27 protein-coding genes are annotated in these 26,606 nt (G+C 60.2%); 14 read left to right on the forward strand and 13 right to left on the reverse strand.

Features of this window, described 5'->3' with window-relative positions:
- Window positions 1-30 precede the first annotated feature (30 nt).
- From CFBP5499_RS11220 to CFBP5499_RS11230, 3 genes are all read left to right on the forward strand, one after another.
- Window positions 31-3,426 (forward strand): hybrid sensor histidine kinase/response regulator, encoded by a 3,396-nt coding sequence (locus CFBP5499_RS11220; RefSeq protein WP_080824441.1) that lies wholly within the window; start codon window positions 31-33, stop codon window positions 3,424-3,426.
- Entirely contained in the window at window positions 3,423-4,352 is a 930-nt protein-coding gene (locus CFBP5499_RS11225; RefSeq protein ID WP_080824440.1) for a response regulator, read from the forward strand. Before CFBP5499_RS11220 ends, CFBP5499_RS11225 begins: the two co-directional genes overlap by 4 nt.
- A 237-nt stretch (window positions 4,353-4,589) precedes the next feature.
- Window positions 4,590-5,123: an AAA family ATPase gene (locus CFBP5499_RS11230; protein ID WP_080824439.1), complete on the forward strand. Its 534-nt coding sequence runs from the start codon at window positions 4,590-4,592 to the stop codon at window positions 5,121-5,123.
- 93 nt (window positions 5,124-5,216) lie between these two features.
- Here CFBP5499_RS11230 and CFBP5499_RS11235 read toward each other — a convergent pair whose 3' ends face one another.
- The 6 genes from CFBP5499_RS11235 to CFBP5499_RS11260 form a co-directional block, all read right to left on the reverse strand.
- Window positions 5,217-6,335: a branched-chain amino acid ABC transporter substrate-binding protein gene (locus CFBP5499_RS11235; protein WP_080824438.1), complete on the reverse strand. Its 1,119-nt coding sequence runs from the start codon at window positions 6,333-6,335 to the stop codon at window positions 5,217-5,219.
- A 118-nt stretch (window positions 6,336-6,453) separates the two neighbouring features.
- A complete protein-coding gene (locus CFBP5499_RS11240; protein WP_080827229.1) occupies window positions 6,454-6,807 on the reverse strand; it encodes a DUF6867 family protein in 354 nt (117 codons plus the stop codon).
- Window positions 6,808-6,976: 169 nt separating this feature from the next.
- Window positions 6,977-7,705, reverse strand: coding sequence for an ABC transporter ATP-binding protein (locus CFBP5499_RS11245; RefSeq protein ID WP_080824437.1), 729 nt, complete (start codon window positions 7,703-7,705; stop codon window positions 6,977-6,979).
- Window positions 7,705-8,595 (reverse strand): ABC transporter ATP-binding protein, encoded by an 891-nt coding sequence (locus CFBP5499_RS11250; protein WP_080824436.1) that lies wholly within the window; start codon window positions 8,593-8,595, stop codon window positions 7,705-7,707. The genes CFBP5499_RS11245 and CFBP5499_RS11250 overlap by 1 nt, the downstream gene beginning before the upstream one ends.
- Window positions 8,595-9,992 carry a high-affinity branched-chain amino acid ABC transporter permease LivM gene (gene livM, locus CFBP5499_RS11255; RefSeq protein ID WP_080824435.1) on the reverse strand — a complete coding sequence of 466 codons (1,398 nt, stop codon included), beginning with the start codon at window positions 9,990-9,992 and terminating at the stop codon, window positions 8,595-8,597. Before livM ends, CFBP5499_RS11250 begins: the two co-directional genes overlap by 1 nt.
- Before the next feature lie 4 nt (window positions 9,993-9,996).
- A complete protein-coding gene (locus tag CFBP5499_RS11260) occupies window positions 9,997-10,899 on the reverse strand; it encodes a branched-chain amino acid ABC transporter permease (protein WP_080824434.1) in 903 nt (300 codons plus the stop codon).
- Window positions 10,900-11,247: 348 nt separating this feature from the next.
- Here CFBP5499_RS11260 and cysQ point away from each other — a divergent pair, with 348 nt between their 5' ends.
- The 4 genes from cysQ to CFBP5499_RS11280 all read left to right on the forward strand — a co-directional run bounded on the left by cysQ (window position 11,248) and on the right by CFBP5499_RS11280 (window position 14,221).
- Window positions 11,248-12,036, forward strand: coding sequence for a 3'(2'),5'-bisphosphate nucleotidase CysQ (cysQ, locus tag CFBP5499_RS11265; RefSeq protein ID WP_080827228.1), 789 nt, complete (start codon window positions 11,248-11,250; stop codon window positions 12,034-12,036).
- Between the two features lie 178 nt (window positions 12,037-12,214).
- Window positions 12,215-13,255 (forward strand): DUF2793 domain-containing protein, encoded by a 1,041-nt coding sequence (locus tag CFBP5499_RS11270; protein WP_080824433.1) that lies wholly within the window; start codon window positions 12,215-12,217, stop codon window positions 13,253-13,255.
- Between the two features lie 190 nt (window positions 13,256-13,445).
- On the forward strand, window positions 13,446-13,721 hold the full coding sequence (locus CFBP5499_RS11275) for a DUF1153 domain-containing protein (protein ID WP_004430042.1): 276 nt from the start codon (window positions 13,446-13,448) through the stop codon (window positions 13,719-13,721).
- A gap of 218 nt (window positions 13,722-13,939) precedes the next feature.
- Window positions 13,940-14,221 carry a GNAT family N-acetyltransferase gene (locus CFBP5499_RS11280; RefSeq protein WP_080824432.1) on the forward strand — a complete coding sequence of 94 codons (282 nt, stop codon included), beginning with the start codon at window positions 13,940-13,942 and terminating at the stop codon, window positions 14,219-14,221.
- A gap of 238 nt (window positions 14,222-14,459) precedes the next feature.
- On the opposite strand, the gene CFBP5499_RS11285 is transcribed toward CFBP5499_RS11280, so the two are convergent.
- Window positions 14,460-14,663: a DUF1059 domain-containing protein gene (locus tag CFBP5499_RS11285; protein ID WP_080824431.1), complete on the reverse strand. Its 204-nt coding sequence runs from the start codon at window positions 14,661-14,663 to the stop codon at window positions 14,460-14,462.
- A gap of 285 nt (window positions 14,664-14,948) precedes the next feature.
- On the reverse strand, window positions 14,949-15,299 hold the full coding sequence (locus tag CFBP5499_RS11290) for a flagellar export protein FliJ (protein WP_080824430.1): 351 nt from the start codon (window positions 15,297-15,299) through the stop codon (window positions 14,949-14,951).
- A gap of 481 nt (window positions 15,300-15,780) precedes the next feature.
- On the opposite strand from CFBP5499_RS11290, the gene ctrA reads away from it, so the two are divergent.
- Complete coding sequence (gene ctrA / locus CFBP5499_RS11295; RefSeq protein ID WP_003522926.1) at window positions 15,781-16,485, forward strand: response regulator transcription factor CtrA; 705 nt, start codon at window positions 15,781-15,783, stop codon at window positions 16,483-16,485.
- A 144-nt stretch (window positions 16,486-16,629) separates the two neighbouring features.
- The gene (locus CFBP5499_RS11300; RefSeq protein ID WP_080824429.1) at window positions 16,630-17,145 is read left to right on the forward strand and encodes a GNAT family N-acetyltransferase; all 516 of its coding nucleotides are present in this window, start codon (window positions 16,630-16,632) and stop codon (window positions 17,143-17,145) included.
- 49 nt (window positions 17,146-17,194) lie between these two features.
- On the opposite strand, the gene CFBP5499_RS11305 is transcribed toward CFBP5499_RS11300, so the two are convergent.
- The 3 genes from CFBP5499_RS11305 to chpT form a co-directional block, all read right to left on the reverse strand.
- On the reverse strand, window positions 17,195-18,241 hold the full coding sequence (locus CFBP5499_RS11305; RefSeq protein WP_175416694.1) for an alpha/beta hydrolase family protein: 1,047 nt from the start codon (window positions 18,239-18,241) through the stop codon (window positions 17,195-17,197).
- 117 nt (window positions 18,242-18,358) lie between these two features.
- A complete protein-coding gene (locus CFBP5499_RS11310; protein ID WP_080824428.1) occupies window positions 18,359-18,886 on the reverse strand; it encodes a GNAT family N-acetyltransferase in 528 nt (175 codons plus the stop codon).
- Between the two features lie 86 nt (window positions 18,887-18,972).
- Window positions 18,973-19,620, reverse strand: coding sequence for a histidine phosphotransferase ChpT (gene chpT / locus CFBP5499_RS11315; RefSeq protein WP_080824427.1), 648 nt, complete (start codon window positions 19,618-19,620; stop codon window positions 18,973-18,975).
- Window positions 19,621-19,871: 251 nt separating this feature from the next.
- Here chpT and CFBP5499_RS11320 point away from each other — a divergent pair, with 251 nt between their 5' ends.
- Together CFBP5499_RS11320 and CFBP5499_RS11325 are read left to right on the forward strand one after the other, a co-directional pair.
- Complete coding sequence (locus tag CFBP5499_RS11320; protein WP_006314968.1) at window positions 19,872-20,468, forward strand: DUF1134 domain-containing protein; 597 nt, start codon at window positions 19,872-19,874, stop codon at window positions 20,466-20,468.
- A 142-nt stretch (window positions 20,469-20,610) separates the two neighbouring features.
- Window positions 20,611-21,846 (forward strand): hypothetical protein, encoded by a 1,236-nt coding sequence (locus CFBP5499_RS11325; RefSeq protein WP_080824426.1) that lies wholly within the window; start codon window positions 20,611-20,613, stop codon window positions 21,844-21,846.
- 232 nt (window positions 21,847-22,078) lie between these two features.
- On the opposite strand, the gene CFBP5499_RS11335 is transcribed toward CFBP5499_RS11325, so the two are convergent.
- Complete coding sequence (locus CFBP5499_RS11335; protein ID WP_130932419.1) at window positions 22,079-22,933, reverse strand: TrmH family RNA methyltransferase; 855 nt, start codon at window positions 22,931-22,933, stop codon at window positions 22,079-22,081.
- The gene (locus CFBP5499_RS11340) at window positions 22,923-23,315 is read right to left on the reverse strand and encodes a hypothetical protein (RefSeq protein WP_080824425.1); all 393 of its coding nucleotides are present in this window, start codon (window positions 23,313-23,315) and stop codon (window positions 22,923-22,925) included. Before CFBP5499_RS11340 ends, CFBP5499_RS11335 begins: the two co-directional genes overlap by 11 nt.
- 39 nt (window positions 23,316-23,354) lie before the next feature.
- Here CFBP5499_RS11340 and CFBP5499_RS11345 point away from each other — a divergent pair, with 39 nt between their 5' ends.
- The 3 genes from CFBP5499_RS11345 to rpoH all read left to right on the forward strand — a co-directional run bounded on the left by CFBP5499_RS11345 (window position 23,355) and on the right by rpoH (window position 26,560).
- Complete coding sequence (locus CFBP5499_RS11345; protein WP_080824424.1) at window positions 23,355-24,377, forward strand: RluA family pseudouridine synthase; 1,023 nt, start codon at window positions 23,355-23,357, stop codon at window positions 24,375-24,377.
- Window positions 24,378-24,664: 287 nt separating this feature from the next.
- Window positions 24,665-25,489 carry a class I SAM-dependent methyltransferase gene (locus tag CFBP5499_RS11350; RefSeq protein ID WP_080824423.1) on the forward strand — a complete coding sequence of 275 codons (825 nt, stop codon included), beginning with the start codon at window positions 24,665-24,667 and terminating at the stop codon, window positions 25,487-25,489.
- Between the two features lie 168 nt (window positions 25,490-25,657).
- A complete protein-coding gene (gene rpoH / locus CFBP5499_RS11355) occupies window positions 25,658-26,560 on the forward strand; it encodes an RNA polymerase sigma factor RpoH (protein ID WP_080824422.1) in 903 nt (300 codons plus the stop codon).
- The last annotated feature ends 46 nt before the right edge of the window (window positions 26,561-26,606 follow it).

Consider the following 26,606-nt stretch of genomic DNA (forward strand, 5'->3'; position numbering starts at 1 on the left):
AGGCCCGTTGCGGAAAGGCGCTCGATAGCCATGGCCGCACGGCAACGCATCATCCCCGTCAGGCGCGAATATAACCGCTGGGTCGCCAACCAGACGCTGGAAGATTATGCGCTGCGCTTCACCGCCAAAAGCGCCCGGCAATTTTCCTCCAACCGCATTTCCCACACCGCCATCGGCGCAATTTCCTTTCTGGCGCTGGAAGCCATCGGCGGCGCGATCACGCTCTCCTACGGCACCACCAATGCCTTTTACGCCATCCTCGTCGCCGCCATCGCCATGCTCGCCGTCGGCCTGCCGATCAGCCGCTACGCCATCCGCCACGGCGTCGATATCGATCTCCTGACCCGCGGCGCGAGCTTCGGTTATATCGGCTCCACCATCACCTCACTGATCTATGCCGCTTTCACCTTCATGCTCTTCGCCATCGAGGCGTCGATCATGTCCGGCGCGCTGGAACTGGCGCTCGGCATTCCCTTGTGGATCGGCTACATCATCTCCGCCGTCATGGTCATTCCGCTCGTCACCCATGGCGTGCGCCTCATCAGCCGCTTCCAGATCGTCACCCAGCCCTTCTGGATCGTGCTGAACATTTTGCCCTTCATCTTCATCGCGCTGATGGACTGGGAAAAATACGACCTCTGGCGCGCCTTTGCGGGTATTCACCATGCCTCCGGCCCGCCCGGAACGGTTGCCGATTTCAATCTGGTGGAATTCGGCGCGGCCTCGGCCGTCATTCTGGCGCTGATGTCGCAGATCGGCGAACAGGTGGATTTCCTGCGCTTCCTGCCGGCCGAGGGTCAGAGCCGGCTGCGCCACCGCATCGCCGTCTTTCTCGCCGGCGCAGGCTGGGTGGTCGTCGGCGTGCCGAAGCTGCTCGCCGGTTCCTTCCTCGTGGTGCTCACCTTCAGCTCCGGTGTCTCGGTGGACCGCGCCGCCGACCCGGCGCAGATGTACCTCACCGCCTTTGGCTACATGATCCCCAACGGCACGGCGGCGATGCTGTTGATGGTCGCTTTCGTGGTCGTCTCGCAGCTGAAGATCAACGTCATGAACGCCTATGCGGGCTCGCTGGCGTGGTCAAATTTCTTCTCCCGCCTCACCCATAGCCATCCGGGCCGCGTCGTCTGGCTGGTCTTCAACGTCGCGATCGCGCTGCTTCTGATGGAACTCGGCATTTACCGGCTGCTGGAAGAAACGCTCGGCATCTTCTCCATCATCGCCATGGCGTGGCTCTGCACCATCTCGGCTGATCTTTTCATCAACAAACCGCTCGGCCTTGCTCCGCCGGGCATCGAGTTCAAGCGCGCCCATCTCTACGATATCAATCCGGTCGGCGTCGGTTCCATGGCGCTTTCCGCCACCATTGCGCTGATGGCGCATTTCGGCACCTTCGGTCCGCTCGCCGCCTCGCTTGCACCCTATCTGACGCTCATCGTCGCCTTCATCGCCTCGCCCGCCATCGCCTGGGGCACGAAGGGAAAATTCTATCTGGCCCGCAAGCCGCGCCAGAAATGGCGCGAACTGAGCGCCATCACCTGCTCGATCTGCGAACACCCGTTCGAGCCGGAAGACATGGCGTGGTGTCCCGCCTATGCCGCGCCGATCTGTTCGCTCTGTTGCTCGCTGGACAGCCGCTGCCACGACATGTGCAAGCCCAAGGCGAAACTGAACTATCAGGTCGCCACCGTCGCAAAAACCTTCCTGCCGAGGCAACTGGTGGCCAAACTCGCCACCCGGCTGGGGCGTTATGGCATGGCGGCGGCCATCGCCGTCACCGCCATCGGCGGCATTCTCGCCTTGATTGCCCATCAGGTCGGCACCGCCTCGCCGGCAACGGCCGACGTGGTCAACCGCACCATCCTCATCGTGTTTTTCGTCTTCGCGGTCATTGCCGGCATCGTGTGCTGGTTCCTCGTGCTTGCCCATGACAGCCGTGTGGTGGCGGAAGAGGAATCCTCACGCCAGAACACGCTGCTCCTGAAAGAAATCGCCGCCCACAAGAAGACCGACGCCGCCCTTCAGGACGCCAAGGAAACGGCTGAGGCCGCCAACCGCGCCAAGAGCCGCTATGTGGTCGGCCTTAGCCATGAACTCCGCACGCCGCTCAATGCCGTCTTGGGTTATGCTCAAATCCTCGAACGCGACGAGACCATTCCCCCTCCCCGGCAATCGGCCATCAAGGTCATCCGCCGCTCGGCCGACCACCTGTCGGGGCTGATCGACGGACTTCTCGATATTTCCAAAATCGAGGCCGGCCGGCTGCAGGTCTATTCCAACGAAATCAACATCCAGGATTTCCTCGACCAGATCGTCGATATGTTCCGCCCGCAGGCGCAGGCCAAGGGGCTGGAATTCCGCCATGATCGGTCGCGGGCCCTGCCACAATATGTCCGCACCGATGAAAAGCGGCTGCGCCAGATCCTCGTCAATCTGCTCTCCAACGCCATCAAGTTCACCGACGAAGGCGCCGTCACCTTCGATGTCGGTTATCGCAGCCAGGTGGCGAGCTTCACCGTGTCCGATACCGGCCGCGGCATCGCACAAAAGGACCTCGCCCGCATCTACGAACCCTTCCAGCGCGGCGAAGCCGAAAGCGTACGCCCGATGCCGGGTCTCGGCCTTGGCCTCACCATCACGAGGCTCCTGACCAACACACTCGGCGGCGAAATTTCCGTCTCCAGCGAAAAGGATGAGGGCTCCACCTTCCGCGTTCGCCTGATGCTGTCTGCCGTCCACCGGCCAAGCACCGCGCCTGCGCCGGAAAAGACCATCCGCTCCTATTCCGGCCCGCGCCGCACCATCGTCGTGGTTGACGACAATGAGGATCATCGTGAGCTGATGCGGCAGGTGCTCTCGCCGCTCGACTTCGTGGTGCTGACCGCGCAAAGCGGGCCGGAATGCCTGACCCTGATCGAAGGCGTGAAGCCCGATCTCTTTCTCATCGATATTTCCATGCCTGGCATGACCGGCTGGCAGCTTGTGACGAAACTGCGCGAGGCCGGCCAGACCGCCCCGCTCATCATGCTCTCAGCCAATATCGGCGACGGCACCGTTGCGGGCGCAGGCGAGGATAATCACAATGACGCCATCGCCAAGCCGGTCGATATCCGCCACCTCTGCGACAGGCTCGCCGTGCATCTCGGCCTCAAATGGATTTACGATACGGACCTGCCGCCGCCACCCTCACCGCAGCCGCCGGCGCAGATCGTCCATCCGGGCGCAATCCATATCCAGGATTTGCAGCGGCTCGGCGAAATAGGCTACATACGCGGCATTGAGGCGAAACTTGCCGATCTTGCCCGTAACACGGATAACCTGCCCTTCACGCAGGAGCTCGGCACCTATGTGCAGGCCTTCGATCTGGCCGGTTACGCGCATTTTCTCAAGCGGTTCGAAAACGGTGACAGGGGAGGCGGCAAGGCATGAGCGGTCAGGCAACAGCGGCTCCGAGAGACATCGTCCTGCTGGTGGATGACAGCCCGGAAGCGCTCGGTTTCCTCACCGATGCGCTGGAACAATCAGGCTTTTCCGCGCTGATCGCCACCTCCGGTCAGGCTGCCCTCAACATTGCCGAACGCATCACGCCCGATATCATCCTGCTCGATGCCGTCATGCCTGTTATGGACGGTTTCGAAACCTGCCGACGCCTGAAGGCCAATGCGGCGGTGGCGCAGGTGCCGGTCATCTTCATGACCGGGCTGACGGAGACCGAACATGTGGTGCGGGCGCTCGAATCCGGCGGTGTCGATTATCTCACCAAGCCGATCAATATCGATGAGTTGCGTGCCCGCATCCGCGTGCACCTCTCCAATGCCCGCTCGGCCCAGAGCGCCCGCGTGGCGCTGGACGCCGCCGGTCGCCACTTGCTGGCGGTGCGCGCCAATGGCGCCATCCACTGGTCAACCCCGCAGGCGACCCGGCTGGTCAACGCCGCGACCGGCCGCGATGACGGGCTGGAGATTGTCGTTGCCCATATTTCCGGCTGGCTTTCGGACCGGGCGACGGTGGATGCCGCCCGCGACACGCCGCTGACGATCACCGAGGCCGGGCGGCCCGCTTTGCAGCTCTCCTTCCTCGGTGCGATGGGACCGGACGAATATCTCTTCCGCCTGACCGCCGCCAACGAGAAATCGGACGACCATCTGCTCAAAAGCCATTTCGCCCTGACGACGCGGGAATCCGAAGTGCTGCTGTGGATCGCCAAGGGTAAATCCAACCGCGATATCGGCGATATTCTCGGCCTTTCCGCCAGAACCGTGAACAAACATCTGGAACAGATCTATGTGAAGCTCGGCGTCGAAAACCGTGCCTCCGCTGCAGTCAAGGCAGCGCATGTCCTGCATCAGGGGTGACGACCACAGTTGATGTGGTAGAGTCCGAGCGAGTGCTGCATATTCTTCTCCCCACCGGTAAGAAGGTGGCCCGAAGGGCCGGATGAGGGGCAAGCTCTCCGAATATCTCCACCGTAGCCCCATCCCGCTGCCGCGACCCTCTCCCCCTCGGGTAGAAGAAACAAGCGGCAACGCCACAGCCCAACCCCCCTAAAAACCTTCAATCTACCTGATGCCCCAACACAGGAACAAACACCCATGGACCGTTTCATCATCCTTTCCGGCTGCTCCGGCGGCGGCAAATCCACCCTGCTTGCCGAACTCACCCGGCGCGGTTTCGCCACCGTCGAGGAACCGGGCGGCCGTATCGTCATCGAGGAAACCCGCAATGGCGGCACCGCCCTGCCCTGGATCGACATGCAAGCCTTCGCCCGCCGGGCCATCGCCATGGCGCTCGAAGACCGGCGAATGGCCCCACAGGAAGGCCTTGTCTTCTTCGACCGCGGCCTGATCGACGCCGCCTCCGCGCTTCATCATATAAGCGGCGATGGCTTCATCGATACGCTGCGACATACACACCGCTATAATCCTGTGGTCTTCCTCACCCCGCCCTGGCCGGAAATCTACCGCGGCGATGACGAACGCAAACACGGTTTCGATGCGGCAGTTGAGGAGTATGAGCGCCTGCTCGTGGACTATGCGCGGCTGGGTTATGCGACGGTGATATTGCCGAAAGAACCAGTTTCTGAGCGGGCCGCCATGGTGCTGGAGCGCTTGGCCAAAGTTGTCTGAAGAGATGGTCGGCATGACAATGGTCAGGAAGCTTAACCCGGACAAAAAAAGCCCGGCATCGCTGCCGGGCCTCGATAATGCATCGCGGAAAGGCTAGCTGCCCTGCTGGATGTAGGTGAACTTGCCGTCCGGACCCTTCTTCCATTCGTACATGACGTAACCGGGAAGCTTCGGGTCGCCCTTCTCGTCGAAGGAAATTTCGCCGAGCGCGGTCGGGAAACTGCCTTTTTTCAGGGCTTCGGCAACCTTTTCCGGCTCCACGGACCCGGCGGCCTTTGCAGCGCCTGCAATCGCCTGCATCGCGGCATAGGAGTAGAGCGTGTAGGCTTCCGGGTTGAAGCCGGCGGCCTTGAACTTTTCTACCAGTTCCTTGTTTTCCGGGCGCAGTGTCGGATCGGGGCCGAAGGTGTTGAGCGTACCCTCGACGGCATCGCCGGCGATGGAGGCAAGTTCGTTGGAGACGATGCCGTCACCCGAGATGAGCTTGGCCTTCAGACCCTGGTCAGCCGCCTGGCGGATGATCAGGCCCGCTTCGGTGTGCAGGCCACCCCAGTAGATGATGGAAACGCCGGCTTCCTTCATCTTCGAGATCAGCGCCGAGAAGTCCTTGTCGCCGACATTGACGCCTTCATACATGGCTTCAGTGACGCCAGCCGCATTGGCTGCCTTCTTGGTTTCATCGGCAAGACCCTGACCATAAGGTGTCTTGTCGTGAATGATGGCGATCTTGGCATCCTTGAAGTGGTCGGCCAGATACTTGCCGGCAATGCCACCCTGCTGGTCGTCACGGCCGCAGGTACGGAAGGTGTTCCACAGGCCACGCTCGGTAAAGACCGGGTTGGTCGCAGCGGGCGTGATTTCAAGAATGCCGTTTTCGGCGTAAACTTCAGACGCCGGAATGGAAACGCCCGAGTTGAAGTGGCCGACAACGAATTTCACGCCGTCAGCAACGAATTTGTTGGCAACCGAAATACCCTGCTTGGGGTCGGATACGTCGTCGCCCAGCACGATCTTGATCTGCTCGCCATTGATGCCGCCGGCGGCATTGATGTCTTTCGCAGCCTGTTCGGCACCCTTCTGAAGCTGAGCGCCAAAAGCAGCGTTCGGCCCAGTCAGCGGGCCGCCGACAGCGATCACGACATCGGCGAAGGCCGAACCGCTGAACGCGACCATGGCGGTCAGCGCAACAGCGGAAAGAAGAGACTTCTTCATTACTTTACTCCCAGTTCCTTGGATGGGTTGATTGCCAGGACCTGTTCAGTACCCACCTTAACCGAACAGGAAATGTTCCACTCTGCCGAGTATTAGTGACCCCGAAAAAATCCGGCTGTCAATTTTTCTTTTTATAGGAAAATGCCGACGTCTTGTCGTAGAGCCAATAGTAGTTATTGACCATCTGGTTCGTCCGGCGCATGCGGAAACCGATGCTGGAAAAGACCAGAAGAAGAACAACGTCAAACACGTAGTAGAAGCCGTTGATGAACGGCCCATTGAACAGGGCGAAATGCAGGAAACGCATTACCAACCCCAAAGCCAGCGTGTAGATCACCACACGCGGATATTCGCCCCAGCCATCGGCCACGGATTTGCCCGTGCGCCAAGCCGTCCAGAAACCCAAGAGAACAACCAGTGCGCGCAAAACATAGCGCACGCCGTTATCCGTTTCGAAAAATAGGCCCTGCATTTCTTTCCCCATCAGGCCGGGCTCAAACACCCTGACCCTGCCTTGTTTATCGTCCCGCCGTTTCCCGGCGGGCATTTTATTGTTTGCTTCCCGCCGCTTGGCACCAAGGCAGTGGCGGGTCGCCATTTGTAATCTTGCGCCGCAAAACGTCCAGCGCAAGTAAAATCTTTTAGTGCCGTCCGCCTTCCAGATAGGCGGCACGAACCTGCGGATCGGCAAGCAGTTCCCGGCCTGAACCGCTCATCGTCACCTTGCCATTGACCATCACATAAGCGCGGTCGGAAAGCTTGAGCGCCGCAAAGGCGTTCTGCTCCACCAGGAAGACGGTGAGCCCCTCTTCCTTGTTCAGCTTCTTGATCGCCTCGAAGATGCCCTTGACGATCAGCGGCGCAAGACCGAGCGACGGCTCGTCGAGCAGCAGGAGCTTCGGCCGTGACATCAGCGCGCGGCCGATGGAAAGCATCTGCTGTTCGCCGCCGGAAAGCGTTCCGCCGCGCTGGCCCTGACGCTCTTTCAGGCGCGGAAACATTTCGAAGATCTTCTCTACGTCTTCCTTGAAATATTTCAGGTTGTCGAGATTGGCGCCCATCTGCAGGTTTTCCAGTACCGTCATGCGCGGGAAAATCCGGCGGCCTTCTGGCGACTGGGCGATGCGCTTGCGGGCAATGAGATGCGTCGGCAGCTGGGTAATGTCCTCGCCGTCGAAGATCACCTGACCGGTGCGGGCCTGCGGGCTGCCGCAGATGGTCATCATCAGCGTCGACTTGCCGGCGCCGTTGGCGCCGATCAGGCTGACGATTTCACCCTTGTTGACCTCGACATCGACACCGGCAAGCGCCCGGATGTTACCGTAATAGGTTTCGACACCCTGTACTTTGAGAAGCGTTTCACCGGACATCAGACCGCTCCTCCGTCGAGTTCTTCCGCAATCACGTCTTCCACTTCATCATCCTCGACACCCAGATAGGCGGCGATGACCTTCGGGTCGTTCTTCACATGGTCCGGCGAACCGTCGGAAATTTTCTGGCCATATTCCAGAACCACGACGTGGTCTGAAATCTGCATCACCACGGACATGTCATGCTCGATCAGGAGCAGCGACGTGCCTTCGTCGCGGATACCACGCAGCAGCGTGTTGAGCGCCAGCGATTCCTTCGGGTTGAGACCGGCCGCCGGTTCATCGAGGCACAGAAGCTCCGGCCCCGTGCACATGGCGCGGGCGATTTCCAGACGGCGCTGCGCGCCATAGGGCAGATCGCCGGCCGGGTCGTCGGCGCGGTCGGTCAGATCGGCCTTGTCCAGCCAGTATTTGGCTTTCTCGATCGAGCTCGCGACCGCTCTTTTGTAGGCGGGCAGGCCGAGAAGACCGAGAATGGTGTAACCCGAGGCCTTCATCAGCGCATTGTGCTGCGCCACCAGCAGGTTTTCCAGAACAGTCAGGCCCGAAAACAGGCGGATGTTCTGGAAGGTGCGTGCCACCTTCGCCTTCTTGGTGATCTCGAAATCCGGCAGGCGCTCGAGAAGATGCGCCTCGCCGTTTTGCTGACGCATGGTAATCATACCCATCGTCGGCTTGTAGAAGCCGGTGATGCAGTTGAAAACCGTGGTCTTTCCAGCGCCGTTGGGGCCAATCAGCGCGGTGATCTCACCGCGCTTCGCCTCGAAGGAGAAGTCGTTGATGGCCATCAGGCCACCGAACTTCATCGAAAGATGTTCGACCTTGAGGATCGTGTCGCCAGTCATATTACCAGTCGTATTGGATGTCATGTTCATCGTTCCGGAAGCCATCAACCGTGACCTTCCTTGGTAAAGCTGCCGGACACGGCCCTGCGTTCTTTAAGGAAGGCCGTGGGTTCACGCGAGCCGACGAAGCCGCGCGGCTTGAACAGCATGACGATGACCATGGCGAGGCCGAACAGCAGCATGCGGTAGAGTTCCGGCGTGAAATCAGGCCCGAAGACATGCTTCAGGAATTCCATTTCACGTAGCAACTCGGTGCCGCCGACCATGACGAGCGCCGCAATGGCGATGCCGGTGAGCGAACCCATGCCGCCCAGAACGACGATGGCGAGAATGACGGCCGATTCCAGGAAGACGAAGCTTTCCGGCGACACGAAGCCCTGACGCGCGGCGAAGAACGAACCGGCAAAACCGCCGAACATCGCGCCAGTCGCAAAAGCGGTGAGCTTGGTGATGACGGTATCGATGCCGAGCGAGCGGCAGGCTATCTCGTCCTCACGCAGCGCTTCCCAGGCACGGCCGATCGGCATGCGGCGCAGCTTGATGGTGACGTAAGCCGTCAGCATGCAAAGCAGCAGGATCACATAGAACAGGAAGATCTTGTAATAGGCCGACGACATCGTCAGGCCGAAGGCCTTGGCGAAGTTGTTGGATACGCCGACATCGAAGGACCAGATGCCGAAGACGGATGCCTTGGCGATGCCGGAAATGCCGAAGGTGCCCTTGGTCACATCCGTCCAGTTCAACAGCACAAGGCGGATGATTTCACCGAAGGCGAGCGTGACGATGGCCAGATAGTCACCGCGCAGCCTGAGCACCGGGAAACCGAGAATGATACCCCAGAAGCCCGCGAGAATACCGGCAACCGGCAGCAGCACCCAGAAGGACAGGCCGAAATGGCTTGACAGCAGCGCATAGGAATAGGCGCCGACCGCATAAAAGGCCACGTAACCGAGATCGAGCAGACCGGCGAGGCCAACGACGATATTCAGGCCCCAGGCCAGCATCACATAGATCAGGATCTGGATACCGAAATTGTCGACGAATTTCAGCGAACCCTGAAAACCGAATAATTGCACCGCAATAACGGGATAGAGCAGCAGCAGAACCAGGGCGAACTTCAGGAAGTGCTTGTGGAAAAAGCCTTTTTCCTCGGAGATTTCCAGAACGCCGCTTTTCGCCTTTGCAAGCTTGCGCCGATCCAGCGACGGCCGGATGAAGCCGACCATCAGGAAACGGCCGATGGCGGCGACGCCGACGAAGATCGACAGAAGCCCCCAGCGGGTGCCCCAGATAAGCTGGTTGTTGATATCCTGATAGGTGACGATGCCGACGTAAAGAATAAACATGCCAAGCGAGACGATGCCCGCAAAGATGCCTTCCTTCACCGCCGTTGCCATCAGGCTCGGGCCGGAGGAGGTGTTTTCGGAAGCGATATTGGTCATTGGATCACACCTTCTCGACTTCCGGACGGCCGAGAATACCGGTCGGCTTGAAGATCAGCACGAAAGCCAGGATGCCGAATGCCGCGACGTCCTTGTAGGCAATGGAGAAATAGGCGGACCAGAGGGATTCGATGAGGCCGATCAGCAGACCGCCGAGAACGGCGCCCGGAAGCGAACCGATGCCGCCGAGAACCGCTGCGGTAAACGCCTTGACGCCCGGAATGAAGCCATCGTTGAACGATGCCACGCCGTAATACATCAGATACATGGTACCGGCGACGGCCGCCAGTGCGGCACCCATGATGAAGGTGATCGAAATCGTCTTGTCGACATCCACACCCAGAAGGGCTGCCATCTTGCGGTCCTGTTCGGTGGCGCGCTGCGCGCGGCCGAGCGGGGTCTTGTTGACGATATACCAGAAGGCAAAGAGCAGCACGGAGGTGACGACCATGATGATCAGCTGCTTCAGCGAGACGGTGATGGAGCCGAAATGGTAGCTATCCGTTACCATGGACGGGATCGGCTTGTTGCGCGGACCCTGTGTCACCTGGATGAAGTTGGACAGCGCGATCGACATGCCGATGGCGGTGATCAGCGGCGCGAGACGGAACGACCCTCTAAGCGGGCGGTAGGCGACGCGCTCGATCACCCAGTTCCACAGGCCGGTCATCAGCATGGCGACGACCATCATCAAAAGCAGAAGAAGCGCCACCGGAATACCGGCGAAAAACGATGTTGTGATCAGAAAAACGATCAGCGCGGCAAAGCCGCCAAGCATGAAAATATCGCCATGGGCGAAGTTGATCATGCCGATGATGCCATAAACCATCGTATAGCCGATAGCGATGAGGCCGTAGATCGATCCAAGAGTCAGCCCGTTGATGAGCTGCTGGATAAAATACTCCATGTCTTTCCCCTGGGCATGACCTCAAATGGGCCACGCCTCGTTATGTTAATTATAGGGAGGCCTTAATAAGCCGACCCCACTACCAAAATGCATATCGTGTTCGCTAAAAATGTGAAGTCAAAAACGGGCGATCCTGCACAAAATTTGGAATTTCCACATGGACTGCCGCTTTCCCGGTCAAAAGAGCCATGATTTTGGCAGGAAGTGCTAAAAAAATGACGGCCGGATGCTTATTTTAGCATTGTCCGATGCCAATATTTGACGGGCAGCGGGCAAAGGAGTAGCGAAGATCGAAATGGCAAAACCCGTTACGGGATGGCCCCGTCGCCGGATGGCTGTGGCAAAGAGATGATCGACATATTGACGAAAGCGGCGCTGGAGGCCGGGCAGGCGATCATGGCGGTTCACCGCGCCGGTCCGCATGTGTCCTACAAGGATGACTGCTCGCCGGTGACCGAAGCCGATCAGCGCGCCGAGACGATCATTCTTGCGGCGCTGGCCGCGCATTTCCCCGATATCCCCGTGGTTGCCGAAGAAGCCGTGTCGAATGGCATCCTGCCGGAAACCGGTGCGGAGTTCTTTCTGGTCGATCCGCTTGATGGAACCAAGGAATTCATTTCCGGCAAGGACGATTTCACCGTCAATATCGCGCTCATCCGCAAGGGCGTGCCGGTGGCCGGCGTGGTCTACGCCCCCTGTCGCGGCCAGGCATGGACGGGCAAGGACAACGCCGCCGAAAAGCTCGCAATCTCAGGCGACGGCGCAATCCTGTCGCGTCACCCCATCCGGGCCCGCCGGCGCGGCGCTTCGCCGGTAGCATTGATCAGCCGTTCGCATTGCACCGCCAAAACGGAAGCCTTCGTGGCCGAACACGGTCTGAAGGACTGTATCTCCGTCGGTTCCTCGCTGAAATTCTGCATGCTGGCGGAAGGCGCCGCCGACATCTACCCCCGCTTCAGCCGTACCATGATGTGGGACACCGCCGCCGGCGACGCCGTGCTGCGTGCCGCAGGCGGCCGGACGCTCGATTGCGAGGGGCAGCTCCTTGCCTATGCGGTGAGGGGTGAGGGCGAAGATGCGCTGGCCAATCCGGATTTTATTGCCGAAGGGGCGATGGCGGTGGAACAGGCCGGGTAAGACTTGCTTGCTGTCTGCTGCGGTTCTTTGCGGCGCGTGGCATTTGGTGAGCTTCTGCGTATGTGGCTTCACCCCCCTCATCCCACCGCCACAAAATATTTCCATCCCCCTCATCCCCACCCCCTGCCACCGCATCACAATGCCCCGCGAACGAACACAACCGCGCGGAAGGCACATCATGACGGAACAGACGGCAAGACTTCGGCTTCCCTACATCCTGCCCTCACAGGTCCAGAAACACGTCACCCATAATGAGGCCCTGCAGAGGCTCGACGCCATCGTGCAGCTCGTGATCAGGGCCACCGTCGCCGCACCGCCCGAAAATGCAGCGGAAGGCGATTGCTTCCTCCTCTCCGCCGATGCCACGGGCGACTGGGCCGGCAAGGGCGGCAAGCTTGCCTTCCGGCAGGATGGCGCATGGCTTTCGATCACGCCGCAGCCCGGCTGGGCGGCATGGTTTGCGGCCGAAAGCAGATACCGGGTGCTGCAGGACGGGAACTGGCGCGACATGCCGCTGCCGGTGAGCGGCCGGCTGGAACGGCTGGGCATCGGCACGGAGGCCGATGCGCGCAACGGCATGGCGCTTGCCTCCCCCGCCAGCCTCTTCACCCATACGCAGGACGATGGCAGCCACCGCCTGACGGTCAACAAGGCGGGCAAAGCCGACACCGCCTCGCTGCTGTTCCAGTCCGGCTGGAGCGGCCGGGCGGAAATGGGGCTGGCCGGCAGCGACGGCTTTTCGATCAAGACCAGCCGGGACGGCACATCATGGCAGACGGCGCTGTTGTGCAGCGGCGATGGCCGGGTCTCCATGCCGAACCGCCCGCTTGCCGTCGCCGGCCTGCCGGCGGGCACTACAAAACCCGCCAATGGCTCTGCCGCAGGTTTTTCCGTGCTGTCCACCGCCGAGGGCGGCTTTACGCTCGGGGACGCGGTAAGCGGCGGCGGGCGGGAACTCATCATTCCCGCCAAGGGTCATTATCTCGCCATGCTGGCGCTCGTCGTGGTCGCCTCCTCCGGCCACCGGGTGACGCTCGGCGTCAACGGCGCGGCGGCGAATTTCAGCATCGCCGGCAACGCCTCGAGCGCCGGCACCACGCAGTCGGCAACCGCGCTCCTTCTCCTCGATGCCGGCGACCGCCTGCGGCTGCACCATGAGGGAACGGTGGAATTGACCCAGGGCAGCGGAAAAACGTGCCTTTCGCTTGCGGCGCTCTGATCCAGGCAACCGATAAGCGAGAAAAATTGCGATTTTTGGAAAAATTTTTCCCGGCAAAATAAGGCGACTCGAACAAATCAGGCGAAACCGTTCAAATTCTTAATAAATTGTCACGACCTGCTTAGGCAATTTTTAAAGGTACGGGGCTAAAGTTCCCGTCATATGGTCTTGAGTTTGTATAGAGTGTCCAATGACCGAAATGATACGCCCACGAGTTAAATATGTCATCGGCCCCGATGGCAGCCCTCTGACGATTGCGGATCTTCCGCCTGCCAATACCCGACGCTGGGTCATTCGCAGAAAGGCGGAGGTGGTTGCAGCGGTACGTGGAGGACTGTTGAGCCTCGAGGAAGCCTGCGAGCGTTATACGCTTACCGTCGAAGAATTCCTGTCCTGGCAGTCCTCGATCTCCGATCATGGCCTTGCCGGCCTGCGCACCACGCGCATCCAGCAATATCGCCACTAAACCAGTGCGCCGGCGCGGCACGCGCCCAAACCGAACTTCCAAAACGCCCCGTCATATCGACGGGGTTTTCGGTTTGATTTCGGATTTCCCCTGAAAATTGCCCGACACAGCCGGTGACTGTCACTGGTTTGTGTCCACTGCGTTCGCTATCCCGCTGTTTCAATCCAGGCGCAAGCCGTTACAGTGGAAAAACGAACAGCAATGGGAAGGCAGAGATCATGGATATTAAGACAACCGAAACCGGATCGCGCGGCGAATATTCGGCAACTATCGACGGCCACAAGGCCGAGATGACCTATTCGCGCACCTCCCCTTCCCTCATCATCATCGACCATACCGGCGTGCCCGATGCTCTTCGCGGCAAGGGTGTCGGCCAGGCGCTCGCCGCCCATGCGATCGATGAGGCCCGCAAGGGCGGCTGGAAGATCATTCCGCTCTGCCCCTTCTTCAAGGCCCAGACGCTGCGCCATAAAGAATGGGCGGATGTTATCCAGGGGTAGGAATGCTTTACCTTCTGTCTGAGGGCAGAATAATCACAAGCGTCGCTGCCTATTTCTTCTCCCCGCCGGGGAGAAGGTGGCCCGAAGGGTCGGATGAGGGGGCAACGTTACCGTATATCTCTACCCTCGCCCCCTCATCCCGCTGCCGCGGACTTCTCCCCGGCGGGGAGAAGAAACAAGCGGTTCGCGCCTGATCCCTCAACAACCGTTCAAATATCGCGTTATTCATAAAAGGACGTCACGCCACCTTCAGCGGCGGTGTTCCCGCATGCATGCTGTGACGGACTTCCTCGCGAAATTCAGGCGTATCCTTGGCCCCATGTACAGCCACGGCATGGTGCACCGCTGCCTCCATAAGCTCCTCCTGAGAATCAGCGGAGATGGCGATCGTGCATCTGCTGTCACTGGGGAATTCACGGCAATCGATATATTGGCGGGCCATTTTTTCCTCCCTGCATTGCCGCCCGCACCCGCACGGGGCGCGTACGTAGAAGCCTCCGGCTCATGGTCGGAACCTCTCAAATTACGCCTTTCCCCACCCCCGGACAATCGAAATCCGGGGTCGCCGTCTGGATGGAAACACCAGCGATGCGGCAAAGCAAAAAAAGCCGCCCTTGCGGGGGCGGCCTTTTAAAAAAATGCATGGGCATCCTGTCATTGAAAGACGCCTCCTGATCCACCGGCAGCCGTCAATGAGGACGATCATTCGTCTGGTTTGCACCTGATGTCAGGCGCGGGCGCGGATCGCTCCGTCGCGGTTTTCGAGGGCCGCGGCCTTTTCATATTCGGCCTGCACCTCTTCCAGCGAAGCTTCCGCCGCTTCCTGCTGGGCCTTCAGTTCCCGAATGGAGACCTGAAGATTATCCGCCCGCTGGCGCGCGGCCTTGGCGAAGGTCGGATAGGCGAAATGCGTCGGATCGGTAATGCCCGACTTGCTTTCCTCCAGCGAGATCTGATGCACCAGTTCCTTTGCCATCCGCTCGAATTCGGACATCATCTGCTGCAGCTGACTAAGCTGCCGGCGTTTTTCGTTGACCTGAAATTCCTTCAGGCGAACCAGGCTGTCACGCGACTTCATACGCAATACTCCATGGATAGCGAGACCCGGATCAAAAAGGCACTATGCCCCCCTGATCGGCCCGTTTAACCCGCCCGTTCAACCGGCCGGGTTAACCCGTTGTGCCGGAATGATTCCTAAAAGTTACCCGACGTTAATAAAAAACCGCCGTCGTTAACCTTTCGTTTACGGGCATCGTTAATGATAAACACGATCATTTAAGGGTCGGTAAATGCCAGGTCCAAAAAAACGGGCCAGACGATGTAAGAGTCGATTGAATCACTTAGCGGGAAATCCTCACGTTAAGCTTCAATTTTGGCGATGGTGGATTCACGTGCAAAAACAGCGAAATGCCTACATTGCTTAATAAATTCGATACACCTTGCCAAAGGCAATTAGAATTTGTTAACCATTTGGTGGCAGCCTGCAAATCAGGCAACGTCTGGATCCGCATCGCGCGAGGCAATGATTTACCGGTTCGCGGGCGGCAAAGGGGATAATTATGCGGGTTCTACTTATTGAAGACGACAGCGCGACAGCGCAGAGCATTGAACTGATGCTCAAGTCGGAGAGCTTTAACGTCTACACGACCGACCTCGGTGAGGAAGGCGTGGACCTTGGCAAGCTCTACGACTACGACATTATTCTTCTCGACCTCAACCTGCCCGACATGTCGGGTTACGAGGTGCTGAGAACGCTTCGCCTCTCCAAGGTCAAGACGCCGATCCTCATCCTGTCCGGCATGGCCGGCATCGAGGACAAGGTGCGCGGCCTCGGCTTCGGCGCCGACGATTACATGACGAAGCCGTTCCACAAGGATGAGCTTGTTGCCCGCATTCACGCCATCGTCCGCCGTTCCAAGGGCCATGCGCAATCGGTCATCGCCACCGGCGAGCTGATCGTCAATCTCGATGCCAAGACGGTTGAAGTGGGCGGTCAGCGCGTTCACCTGACCGGCAAGGAATATCAGATGCTCGAGCTGCTTTCGCTGCGCAAGGGCACGACGCTGACCAAGGAAATGTTCCTGAACCACCTTTATGGCGGCATGGACGAGCCGGAACTGAAGATCATCGACGTCTTCATCTGCAAGCTGCGCAAGAAGCTCGCAAATGCCGCCGGCGGCGCAAACTACATCGAAACCGTCTGGGGCCGCGGCTATGTTCTGCGCGAGCCTGACGGCGCCACCGAATTCCTCGAAACCGCCTGATCCGATCAGGAACAGGACAGTTTTTAAAAGACCCGCTGGAAACGGCGGGTTTTTTGTTGCGATTTTCTCTTCCTTATTCCTATGCCTGTCACGGGAAAGAGGGAGAGAAAGACCTGGAAACGCATCGCCAAAGGACGCGGGGCCATGAACCACCCGATCCCATCCCTCCGGACCGAACGCCTGACATTGCGCCCGCTCGCCATGGCGGACTTCCCCGCCTATCGGGATTTCATGGCGTCACCGCGCTCCATCGGCGTCGGCGGCCCCTATGATCTGCCGTCGACATGGGGTGTATTTTGCCACGATCTGGCCAACTGGCACTTCTTCGGCCATGGCGCATTGATGATAGACCTTGGCGAGACGGGTGAATGTATCGGCCAGATCGGCATCAATCACGGCCCGCTCTTTCCCGAAAAGGAACTGGGCTGGCTGCTTTATGACGGCCATGAAGGTCGCGGTTATGCCGCGGAAGCGGCCACGGCAATGCGTGACTGGGCTTTCGAAACCCTGAACCTGCCGACACTGGTGAGCTACGTCTCGCCGCAGAACCGAAAATCCGCGGCCGTCGCCGAGCGAATCGGCGGAACTCTCGATCCCTCGGCACCGCGCTCCGACCCCGAGGACCTCGTTTATCGTTATCATCAGGTCAAGAGGTCTTGAAAATCGGAGAGCTTCGGGGCCGTCACGGTCCCGAAGCGCTTCAAAAGCTCTAACGCAGTTCCACTTTCAGGAAGCCGAGGATTGCCTCAGCGATCTGCGCATGGAGGGCCGCGCGGTCCCTGCCGCCGCCGTCGCGGCAGACGAATCCCTCGCCCGGAGAAAGCTCTTCCACGATTTTTTCGCCGTTCGGCTTGCATATCTGCATGAAGCTGAAATGGCTGGCATCCGGTATTTCCCGGTAGATACGTGTCGCCTTGGGCAGATAATCGGCAATATATCCGGAATCGGCCTTGATGGCGGCGATCTCCGGGGTCTCCACACCAGCGGCCAGAACCAGAACCGGCACCTTCACTTGCTGCAGCGTCTCCGGCAGAAAACCGGCCGCCGGCCCGAGATCGAGTGCAATCACGGCGCGGATGCGAGCATCGCGCCAATCCATCGAAAGACGCGGATCGGCCTTGCCGTTCCCGACAATGCCAACCTTGCCCAGCAGCCGCGGCGCCTTGCATTGCGGCGGCAGCTTCTCCATGTTGCAATCCTTCAGGGCAAGATCGGCGCTATAACGGGCGCCTGCCAGCTCCATTGCGGTCCAGCCGCCGAGAGAATGACCGATCACGGCGATGCGCGTCCTATCGATCCTGCCCGCAAGATCGTCATGATCGAGCAGCGCCGTCAGCGTTCGGCTGATGTCGCGCGGCCGCTCCCATAACGGAACAATCTCGGTCGCATTCGCCTCGGTAAATGTTTCTCCATTGTGGTCAGGTGCGGCCACCACATAGCCCTGCTGCACAAGCTCGCCGGCAATCCAGTTGAGATTACGCCAGCTTCCGCCAAAACCGTGCGATATCAGGACAACGGGTCGGGATCCCGTGAGGAATGGCGCACCGGGCTGCACGTCAAGGCCATAAAACGCCGCGTTTTCTCCCACGGTCTCGGTTTTGCCCGAGGGCGCGGCCGGATACCACAGGGATATGGTGAGCGCATGCCCGTCGGCATTAGCAGGCAATTCCGTCTGTTTGAAACCGATGGCGCTGTCAGCCATCGCGGCGCGAAGGGTGGAGAGGACGACGATTGCCGTCAGAAGAAAAAGACGCATGAGGGGCTCCAGAGTTGATATGGCCAACCCTTGCCTCAAACCGCCATTTGCCGAGACCTTAAACAGGTTTCAGCACGTTCTGAAACCTGTTTAAGGTCTCCTGGGCCGCACCTCGCCCTATTTCCGGCTCACCCGCTCGAAAAGCCGGACAGGATTGTTGCGGAACATCATCTCGCGAAACGGACGAAAGCCGAATCGGGCCGCTATCGCCAGCGACGGCGTGTTCAGTGCGTCGATCATGCAGACGCTCCGCTGCGAAATCCCGCTCTCATCGAACCATTCCGTTGCAGCAGCCACCGCTTCGGTTGCGACACCTTTGCCCGTCAATTGCCCGTCGATTTTCCACATCGCCTCGGGCACGCCATCGAAATCGGCGCCGTTGCCGCGGCGCATATGGGCAAAGCCCACCTCGCCGACGATGCGCCCGGTGGCAAGCTCTTCCACCACAAAGGGGCCGAAACCGAAGACGGACCAATGGCCGATGAAACGCAACAGGCGCGCGAAGGCAAGTTCCGGGTCCAGTGGGGCAATCGACGTAACCCCCTCAATCGGCCGGACGGCCGCCCCCCAGAAGGCGCAATAAAGCGCTTCATCCGAAAGGGCATGCGGCCGCAGGACAAGGCGGGCGGTTGCCAGACGCGTCATGAACGTGCTCCCCAAAAATAAAAAAGGCCGGCCACGTCGGTTGACGCGATCCGGCCTCTCACAAATTCACATCGGCAACTGCACCGTCACTCGGCAACCGTCTTCGCGGTAAAGACGATACGGTCTTCATGCACCTTGTATTCTACGGCCATATTGGCCTCTTCAGCCAAAAGCAGCGTGTAATAGGGCTGCACGGAATGGGCGTCGACCGCCTCTTCCAGCCGGCCTTCGTAAATTTCCGCGAACTTGGCCGGAACGCGCATCATCCGGCCCTTGACGGTGATTTCGAACCTGGCGTCGCCGTCGGGATTTTCCAGGAGCACATCCACATTGCCGCCGCGCGGGATGGCGCCGTAAGCGACGAGAAACAGGTTGAGCAGAAGTTTGACACGATTTTTCGGCACGATGGCGCGCGGGCCGTTCCAGCTGACTTCGGCCTTCTTTTCGGCGGCGGCGAAATCCTGGGCGGCCTTTTCAGCCTCACCGGTGTCGATCGATGCACCGGCCGAGCCGGAAGCGCCGAAGGCAAGGCGGGCGAACTTAAGCCTCACGGATGCGTTAAGCGCTGACGTGCGGATGAGATCGAGCGCATCGTCATCCGTGCCGCCCTCGTCCAGAAGTTCGAGGCCGTTATTGATGGCGCCGACAGGAGAAATCACGTCATGGCACACACGGCTGCACAGAAGAGCCGCCAGATCGGGACCGGACAGCGTGATATTGAGTTTGCTCGTCATAAAATTCTCTCCTGCGCAAGGGAGGCGCGGACGGTGTGGAAATTGTTAAGCCATAATGACACCATATTTGGTAAACCGATTGTTAATAGGATGGTTTCAAAATGCCAAATGCCTTAACAGGCCACACTGGAGCCCCGTGTATCTGTCAGGATGCACGAAACATGCTGTAGAACTTTGACTCTACGCATCTGCCCTCGCGAAAATCGATTCGGTTTTTCGGGCTGATGCGTTAACGAAACAGACGGACGGACATGACGATGCGCCTTACGAAAACCCGCACCATTGCACGCCTCGGACTGGGAAAGATTGTCGCGCTCCTTGCGAGCCTCTTGATGTGGGTCACACCGGCCTTTGCCCAGACCAGCGATCAATATTCTATCCAGGAAGTCGTGGATGCAGGCCACGGATTCTTCGGTGAAACCACCGGCGGCCTTGCCAAGGTGGTGGAGCGCGCCTTCCAGCAATACGGTCTTCCGAACGGTTACATTCTCGGCCAGGAAGGCTCCGGCGCCTTCGTTGCCGGCCTCACCTATGGTGAAGGTACGCTTTACACCAAGAATGCCGGCCAGCACCCGGTCTTCTGGCAGGGCCCCTCGCTCGGGCTGGACTATGGCGGCCAGGGCACCCGCGCCATGATGCTGGTCTATAATCTTCCCTCCGTCGATGCACTTTACCGCCGTTATGGCGGCGTCAGCGGTTCCGCCTTCATCGTCGCCGGCGTCGGCATGACCTATCTGAAGAGTAGCGATGTGACGCTCGCCCCCATCCGCACCGGCATCGGCGCACGCCTCGGCATCAATGTCGGTTACCTGAAGCTCACCCAGCAGCCGACCTGGAACCCCTTCTGATTCGCTAAGGCCGAGCGGGAGGAAATAACGGGCCGGTTTTGACGGTGCGACACCCCTCCCCACGGTTGCAATAATAGCGTAACGTGCTTTCGCGCCCCTCTTTCCGAATGCGCGCGTATCTGAGTTTCGGAGACTGTCCCGCGTGATCGAATATGCCATTCTCTTCGGATTGGGTTTTCTCACCGCAACCCTGCTGGCCCTGTTGATCGCACCCGCGATCCACCGCCGCATCGTCGCCTATACGGAAAACCGCCTGCGCGCGACGATGCCCATCAGCCCGCAGGAGGTGCGCGCCCAGAAGGACATGGCGCGTGCGCTTTACGCCGCCGAAAATGCCAAGGTCCGCCAGGAGTTGGATACCGAACGGGAAAAGAATACCTCGCTGCGCCTCGCCAACGAGGCCGCCTCCAGCGACGCCTACCGGCTCGGCGAGCAGAACCGCAGTTTTTCCCTGAAGATCGAGGAGCTGACGCTGGAGATCGGCGAATTGCGCGCCGCCCTCGATACCAGCGAAGAGCGCGCCGGCACGATTGCGGCCAATCTCCTGCAGCAGGAACAGGCCGCCAACGAGCGCGCCAGCCAGATGTCCGATCTCACCGCCCGCCTGACAAATCTGACGCGCGAGCTGGATGATTCGAAAATCACCGCCGCCACCCGCGATCTGGAGGCCGAGCAGGCGAAACAGAGCGCCACACGTTTCCGCAAGGAAGGCGAGACAGCGACCCGCGAATTGCAGGACGTCGCCGCCCGCAACAAGGAAGCGATGACAGCGGTTGCGCGCGAAAGCCGCAAGGTCACCCGGCTGGAGGAACAGCTCGCCACGCTGATGGCGAAAAATGCCGATCTCGACACGATGCTGACCCTGCGCAACCAGGACGTCGCCCGCCTGAAGGAGCAGCTGGCCGCAACGGGCGGCCGCAGCAACGATATGATCATTCGCCTGCCGAACCCCGCCGTGCCGGTGGAAAAAGCAGCTAACCTGCCGCAACCCGCGGCCCCCGCCCCGGCCGCCCCGCTCGAAACCGCGCCCGTCGTCGCTGAGGACATGGCACAGACGGCGGCCGCAGAGGAAGCAGCCGCCTCCCCGGTGGTTGAGCCAACGGCACCGGCGCCGGAACGGCTGGAACAGGAAATCGAGGATATCCGCAATCAGGGCACGGCGCTCACCGAACGCCTGCTGAATGTGCGCGGCACCGGCAATGACGAACCGATCCGCCGCGAAATCGCGAGGATCGCCGCCGAGATGATTGCGCTGACGGCAGCACGGGAGGGTGAGAATTCGCCTATTCCGGGGTTGCTGGCCAAGGCGTCGGGTTCATCCGGGCGGGAGAGCCTTGCGACGCGGGCGAAGGTGGTGATGGAGAAGCGGAAACGCTAATTCGGCGGGTGTGGGATAGTCCGCCTCAGTGGGTGCGGCTTACCCCCCTCTGCCCTGCCGGGCATCTCCCCCTCAAGGGGGGAGATCGACAAGCGGATAAGTCTCGCCCATCTCGACATTTGCGAATGAAGTGGTGGTAGCGCCTCCTGCCGATCTCCCCCCTTGAGGGGGAGATGCCCGGCAGGGCAGAGGGGGGTGAAGCGGCATACGCAAAGGCCGCGGTAAGCGCTCCCTAAACCCGCCCCATCGCCCCCGCCATCTGATAAAGCGCCAGCCCCGAAGCCGTCCCCGCATTCAGACTGTCCAGCTGCGGCGACTGCGCAATTCGCGCCGTCTGAAACCGAGACAGCACCGATTGCGGCAGTCCCTCGCCTTCCGTGCCGATCACCAGCGCCATTCGCTCGGAGCGGGGAATGTCGCGAATTTCCGTCTTGCCGTCAGGCGAAAGACCCCAGATCGCAAATCCGGCCCCAGAGAGCCGCTCCAGCATCTCCACCGCCCCGCCACCGCGATGGTAGGGAACCGACAGCACCGAGCCCACGGAAACCCTGAGCGCCTTGCGATAGAGCGGATCGCAGCACGTCTCGTCCAGCAGCACCGCATCGGCATAAAACGCCGCCCCGTTGCGGAACATCGCGCCGAGATTATCGTGGTTGGAAATGCCGCAGCCCACCAGCACCAGCGAAGACGCGGGAAGCGCCGCCGTCATCTCCACGAGCCCGCAATCCTGAACCCGTCGCCCGAGCGCCAGAATGCCGCGATGCAGGTGGAAACCGACGATACCATCCAGCACCGGCGCTTCAGCCACATAAACGGGAACATCATCGGGGAAATCGGCGAGAATATCCGCAACCCCGGAAAGCCGGTTGCGCAGGATCAGGATGCTTTCCGCCGCAAAGGCCCCGCCCACTTTATGGGCGGCGGCCAGCATGCGCAGCACCACCGTGCCTTCCGCAATGAAGCGGCCCTGCCGGCCGGTGAGATCGCGCTCGCGAATATCGCGAAAGGCGGCGATGCGCGGATCGGCCGGGTCGTCGATCGGGATCAGCGCCCGCCCGTCCAGAAGAGGATTGACCTCACTGGCCATCAACAGTCACATCGGCAAGGAACCGGCCTGCCGCGACGTTGAAGACCAGCGCCTTGCGGGTGCCGTTGGCAAGCCGGCCGTAAAACAGCATGTCGCCGCCGGAATAGCTGACATTGTCGATCACAAAGCCCTGCGGCAGGCTGGCGGTGACCGCAACCGGTCCGTTGCCGGTGGGAACCGCAAGGTTCGGCGCTTCGCTTTGCGTCTGAACCGTTTTCGACGGCCCCATCGCCTTGTAGACAACCGCACCGAAGACGGCCATAAGGCTGATAAACATCACGGAGCCCGACACGATCTGCAAACGGATCATCTTGCGGCGAACTTTTTCCATGGCCGGATCAAGCGGCTTGTCTTCCTGTTCGTCTGGCTCGATCTGCGTCATCGGGTTCCCTGAAATGCTGATGGATCGGAAAAAATAAGAATGAACGACCCCTTTAAACAAGGCGGAGACGCAAGGAAAGTCCTGATTGCCGGGGAAGACGCCGAAGGCCGCCTCGATGTGTGGCTGGTGGGCGAAGTCGGCAGCGATCTGTCGCGCAGCCGCCTGAAGGCGCTGATCGAGCAGGGCGCGGTTCTCCTCAACGGCAAACCCGTGACCGAACCGAAAAAGAAGGTGCATCCGGGCGATCGCATCGAGATCGTCATGCCGGAGCCGGAAGACCCCGTGCCGCAGGGCGAGGATATTCCGCTCGACGTGGAATATGAGGATGAGGACCTGATCGTGCTCGTCAAGCCCGCCGGTCTCGTCGTGCATCCGGGCGCCGGCAACTGGACGGGAACGCTGGTCAACGCCCTCATCCACCATTGCGGCGACAGCCTGTCCGGCATTGGCGGCGTCAAGCGGCCGGGCATCGTGCACCGGCTGGACAAGGAAACGTCTGGTGTCATGGTCGTGGCGAAGAACGACAATGCCCACCGCCATCTCGCCGCGCAATTTGCTGATCATGGCCGCACCGGCCCGCTGGAACGCGCCTATAAGGCCGTTGTCTGGGGCCGCCCGCGTACCCTGCGCGGCACCATCGATGCCGCCCTCGGGCGCGGCGCCGACCGCACCAAGCGCGCCGTCAAGAATGAGGATTCGTTCGATGCTCGCGAGGCGATCACCCATTACGAGGTGATGGAACGCTTCCAGGAAAAGCCTGACGCCTCCTGCCTCGCCTCCATGGTGGAGTGCCGTCTGGAAACGGGCCGCACGCATCAGATTCGCGTGCACATGGCCCATATCGGTCATCCGCTGATCGGCGATCCCGAATATGGCGCTGCCTTCCGCACCAAGGCGAACCTGCTGGAAGAACCGGCCAGAAGCACCGTCAGCCGCTTTCCGCGCCAGGCGCTGCACGCCTATCTTCTGGCCTTCGAACATCCGCGCACCGGCGAGGTGATGGAGTTCGAAACCGACATGCCTGAAGACATGGAAGAGTTGCTGACGGCCCTGCGCAGCTGAAAACCTGCACGGCGCAGCCAAAAAACTGCGCCCTGCATTTCGCCGGAAGCCCCGGATAATAAAAAAAGATTAGCAGATAGCGATATTCCGCAGTCGGTCCTTTTTATAGACCGCCCCAATTTCGCTTCAATCGTCGCACCTCCTCGGCCCCGCGCAAAGCTTGAAATCGCCGCTGTGAAAACCGTGGCCGCACAAGAGCTTGGCCGGAAAAGACGCCGCAGGAAACGCCATTCGTTCAAGTCGCATCCCCCCGAACGGAACCGGCATGATGACGGGATTTATCGCATATGAATATCGAAGACCGCCGGTTTATATTCCAGGATCTGCGCAGCGTCGAAGGCTATATCGACCCGCCCGATGCGCTTGTCTTCAAGGCCTTGCTGCAGGCGCAGACCAAAGGCGGCCTCGGCGGCGGCATGGCGGAAATCGGCGTTTATTATGGCCGCTCCTATTTCCTGTTGCGGAAATTCGCGCAGAGCCAAGAAAAGGTGCTGGGCGTCGATCTTTTCGATCTTGATCCGCCCGAAGACGGCAGCCTCGACCAATATGAGCGCCTGATGGAAAACGGCCGGCGGCTGGGGTTTCCGATGGATGAGGACCTCATCATCAAAGGCGACAGCACGCGGCTCGCGCCTGCCGAGATCACCTCGCGCATTGGCCCGGCGCGTTTCTTCAGCATCGATGGCGGCCACCATCTGCATCATATACTGGCCGATGCGAAGCTGGCGATGGAGGTGATCGCGCCGCACGGCGTTATCGTGTTCGACGATACCTTCAATCCCGCCTGGCCGGAGGTGACCGTCGGCGTCGCCGATTTCCTGCGCACGCATGGCCACAGCCTCGTCTGTTTCGGCATGACGAAATACAAGACCTATGTCTGCCGCCGGGAATTTTATGCCACCTATGCAGCCGCGATCGCCGCCGATCCCGATCTACAGGCACTCGGCCATGTCGAGACGCAGTTCCTCGGCTCGAAGGTGGTGCGTCTGCACAATCCCATGCGCCGGCGGGTGATGTATGAGCTTATGGTGCGCTCCGGTCTTGGCGGTTTTTCGGAACGAATCTATCGTTCGAAAGTTAAACAGGTCAAGGAAGGTGTCACCGGAACATAACGCATGTGTGAACGCAGCGTTCGCTTGAAACGCGGCGCGCGCGTACATATCTGTCACATGGGTTCGTGCGGGGTCGGTAACGACCCGCAGCTTACGGTGTGCCTCGGGCGGGTGATTTTACCACGCCGAAGAGGGTGCCGTTCCAGACCATAGATAAGGGGGTGCTTTATGGCCCGCAATAGTTTGCCTACGATTACGGCTGGTGAAGCCGGTCTCAATAGATATCTCGACGACATCCGTAAATTTCCGATGCTGGAGCCGCAGGAAGAGTATATGCTTGGCAAGCGTTATGCCGAGCATGGCGACCGCGACGCCGCGCACAAGCTCGTCACCAGCCATCTGCGTCTCGTCGCCAAGATCGCCATGGGTTACCGCGGTTACGGCCTGCCGATCGGCGAAGTCGTCTCCGAAGGCAATGTCGGCCTGATGCAGGCGGTGAAGAAGTTCGATCCGGAACGCGGTTTCCGTCTGGCCACCTATGCCATGTGGTGGATCAAGGCCTCGATCCAGGAATATATCCTGCGTTCGTGGTCACTGGTGAAGATGGGTACGACGGCCAACCAGAAACGCCTGTTCTTTAACCTGCGCCGGCTGAAAGGCCGCATCCAGGCGATCGATGACGGCGATCTGAAGCCGGAACACGTCAAGGAAATCGCTACCAAGCTGCAGGTGTCGGAAGAAGAAGTCATCTCGATGAACCGCCGCCTGCATGGCGACGCATCGCTGAATGCGCCGATCAAGGCGTCCGAAGGCGAGTCCGGCCAATGGCAGGACTGGCTGGTGGATGACCATGAGAGCCAGGAAGCCGTGCTGATCGAACAGGACGAGCTGGAAACGCGTCGCCGCATGCTGGCCAAGGCCATGGGCGTGCTGAACGAGCGCGAACGCCGCATCTTCGAGGCCCGCCGCCTCGCCGAAGATCCGGTGACGCTGGAAGAACTCTCCTCCGAGTTCGACATCAGCCGCGAACGCGTGCGCCAGATCGAGGTTCGCGCCTTCGAGAAGGTTCAGGAAGCGGTGCAGAAGGAAGCGCTGGAAGCTGCGCGCGCATTGCGCGTGGTGGATGCGTAAGGCAGCGCTCTTGACGCTGATGTGCTGACCATGAATCATCCTCGGC

This window comes from Agrobacterium tumefaciens (assembly GCF_005221325.1).
In the GTDB taxonomy this organism is placed as follows: domain Bacteria; phylum Pseudomonadota; class Alphaproteobacteria; order Rhizobiales; family Rhizobiaceae; genus Agrobacterium.